The 2,832-nt window shown below is 35.6% G+C and carries 2 protein-coding genes; one reads left to right on the top strand and one right to left on the bottom strand.

Annotated elements, in window-relative coordinates:
• Positions 1-297: 297 nt before the first annotated feature.
• Positions 298-1,344, top strand: a complete 1,047-nt coding sequence (locus J2S06_RS16025; protein ID WP_419152963.1) for a tyrosine-type recombinase/integrase — start codon at positions 298-300, stop codon at positions 1,342-1,344.
• 574 nt (positions 1,345-1,918) lie between these two features.
• Here the strand turns inward: J2S06_RS16025 and J2S06_RS16030 are convergent.
• Positions 1,919-2,083 (bottom strand): hypothetical protein, encoded by a 165-nt coding sequence (locus tag J2S06_RS16030; RefSeq protein ID WP_419152964.1) that lies wholly within the window; start codon positions 2,081-2,083, stop codon positions 1,919-1,921.
• Between the last annotated feature and the right edge of the window lie 749 nt (positions 2,084-2,832).

Genomic DNA, 2,832 nt, shown 5'->3' on the forward strand with positions numbered 1-2,832 from the left:
GGGGTCAATGCGTTTCGCTCATAGTAACCGTGGCGGTGCAACGGGCGCTTGGCCCGGCAATGCGGACACTGTTTCAGAAGAGGGAAGTCGTTTTCATGCGTCACCTTATGACGTAGAACCTTGAAACATGGGAATTGTATGCGTTTTTTACAATTTGGTTTGAACTATAACAAAAATGGTGTGAACTATAACGTTTCAGGTGCCAACTATAACAAAAATGGTGTAAACCATAACAGATTTGGTGTGAACTATAAGCGATTATAAAGAAATCTAAAGGGGGATTAGTGTGGCGAAACGGTGGCGAAACGAGGGAAAGGAAATGCACTTAAATATCAAGTCACTGTTGCATTAAAGAAAATTGATTACCATGGTGTTTCAAAGAAATATCTAAGGGATCATGGAAAGAAGACAGGCATTCATTCTACGACACAAATGAAACATGCACTGTCTGATTGTCAAAACTTTGTGAAATGGCTTAAAGACAGAGATATAAGGGATCTCTATCAGCTCAAACGTGTTCATTATCGTGATTATATCTCCTACCTGAAAGAAAAAGGTTTATCTAATGGTCATCTTATCAATGTGGAGACGAATCTCCGGTTGCTAGCCAAGGGAATGGCTAAAGTTTCAGCAGAAAAAAGAATGAGAGAACGTGATTGGATCCCTAAACAAAGGTTAATTAGTACTGATTCAAGAGAGAAACCAAGGGATCGATCCTATACGTCTCAGAAAGTTCAATTGTTAAGAAACCATCTCTCCGATATTGCTCGGATTGCGATGGATTTACAGTTGGCGTTTGGATTGCGTTTACGAGAAGCCGCGTTTACAAGCGTTGCCCACATTGAAGAGCGTAACAATATGTTGTTTTGGGTGGCTGTGAAGGATAAGGAATCCCTAAATACTGCTCATGGTGTTACAAAGGCTGGACGGCCTCGAGTCGCACCTTGTCGTCCTGAATACGAGTCACGAATTCGACAATTGATACAACATAAGTCAAAGAGTGATTATATGTGCCCGATTAAATACAATAGCTTAAAATCGGCTTACCTACGTGCAGCTAAAAAGGCAGGAATTAATGATTACACAGGTTCTCATGGGTTTCGACATACATACGCTAGGGATTCCCTTATGGACTTGTTCAAAAGCAAGGGGATTGAGTATGAAGGGAAGTGGATGATTCACCAAATGCTAGATAATCATTCGAAGGGGATGAGGAAAGATTATGGGGTATCTCAGAATGAGAGAGAGCTTTATAAAACGGTGAATGAATGTATTGATACCGTTCACGCATGGTTAGGCCATGGAAGAGGACGAATTGACTTATGTGAAGTGTACATGAAGTAGGATGAGAGGGGTGTTTAAAATGAATATTCATGACTTACAAAGTACAATTTTACTTAAAACTCAAGTAATAGATCATTTAAAAAACAAAAATCGTTTACTGGAGAATGAGATTGAGTATCTAAAAAAAGAACTAGAGTCCGAAAAAAAAGACTGAGGGAGATTGTAGGATCATGGAGACGAAAAGCTCAACATTGATATGTTTTAATTATTCTATAAAGGGTTTATTTGACTCTGTATTTTTTATTTAAAAGGATGATGTTTAAAGTCTATTTTAGGGTAAAGTCCACTAAAATTAAGACCCCAAGAAGACTGTCAACATTCTTGGGGATCAATAAATACAATACTTTTTCCTAAATCAAACTGATTTTGTCTCCATTTTTTCGTTCTAAATCACATTATCTATAAAATGAGAGGATCCGATTTAAAACCATTTGTGACGTTAGAAGATGCCATCGGAGACCTGAGAAATAACCCTGGTGATTATTTTGTAGAATCATATTCTACAATTTTCATGAGCCGTAATCGTAAAAAACGTTGGAAGTCCCTGTACTCTTAGCACGTGGTTTTTTGGACATTAATTTAAAGTTTCCATTTCATCTAACTTCTCGCCATTTTCGTTTACTATTCTTACTAAATCCGCCCTAAATGGTGCATTATTAGCATTTAAATACCCAAGTGCTGCACCTCTAACACCTTTAATTTTTTCATCATCTTTTGCTAAATCTGTTACCATAATCACAACAATATCATTATTTTCTTTCCTGATTTCAATGCTTTTAATATTTGAATACCAAGAGGTTTCATAGCCTTCAATTCCAGAGTTCTCATCAATATATTGTTTTAAGCGCTTGCTTTCGATTTAACTGATGGCGCAAATACTTCTAATGAAACGTCTCAATCCCTTGGGGAGTTGAGAAGTGTAAAATTTACACTTCTAGAAATGGAGAAAATACAACTTCAAGAAGTGGAAAAAATACAATCTATTAAAAATAAAGAATAATTCTAGTAAAAATGATAAATATCTATCTATGGGGCTCCCAATAGGGGCCAAAACTTCAACATCAGGCTCATAAGAGCAAATAAAAGAGCTTACACGCTTATTTTAGCACAACTATATTCTAACGGTTTCAAAATGGAAACCGTTAGAATATAAATGTCTTTAATTATTAAAATAATATTAACGTTTATATTAATGTTTATTAGTTGTTAAAAACCTTTGTTAAAAACATACCTATCTATATTAAAAAATCAATCCGTTACACACTTAATAGATTTAAACCCTTGATACCAAAGATTTTATCCTTTTTTGTTATACTCCGTTATATATAAAAAATTCCACGTTTTAGTTTCGCTAACCACCACAGGACATATTTGCGACACTGATAACACAAACAGTGTAAATTAGCACATTATTTCAGAATCCCTTTTTCAAATTATTTCAGGCGGATTCGGAAATAATGTGCAAAATTTTTGCGGATTGTTCCGGAT

The organism is Bacillus alveayuensis, assembly GCA_030812955.1.
GTDB classification, from domain to species: domain Bacteria; phylum Bacillota; class Bacilli; order Bacillales; family Aeribacillaceae; genus Bacillus_CB; species Bacillus_CB alveayuensis.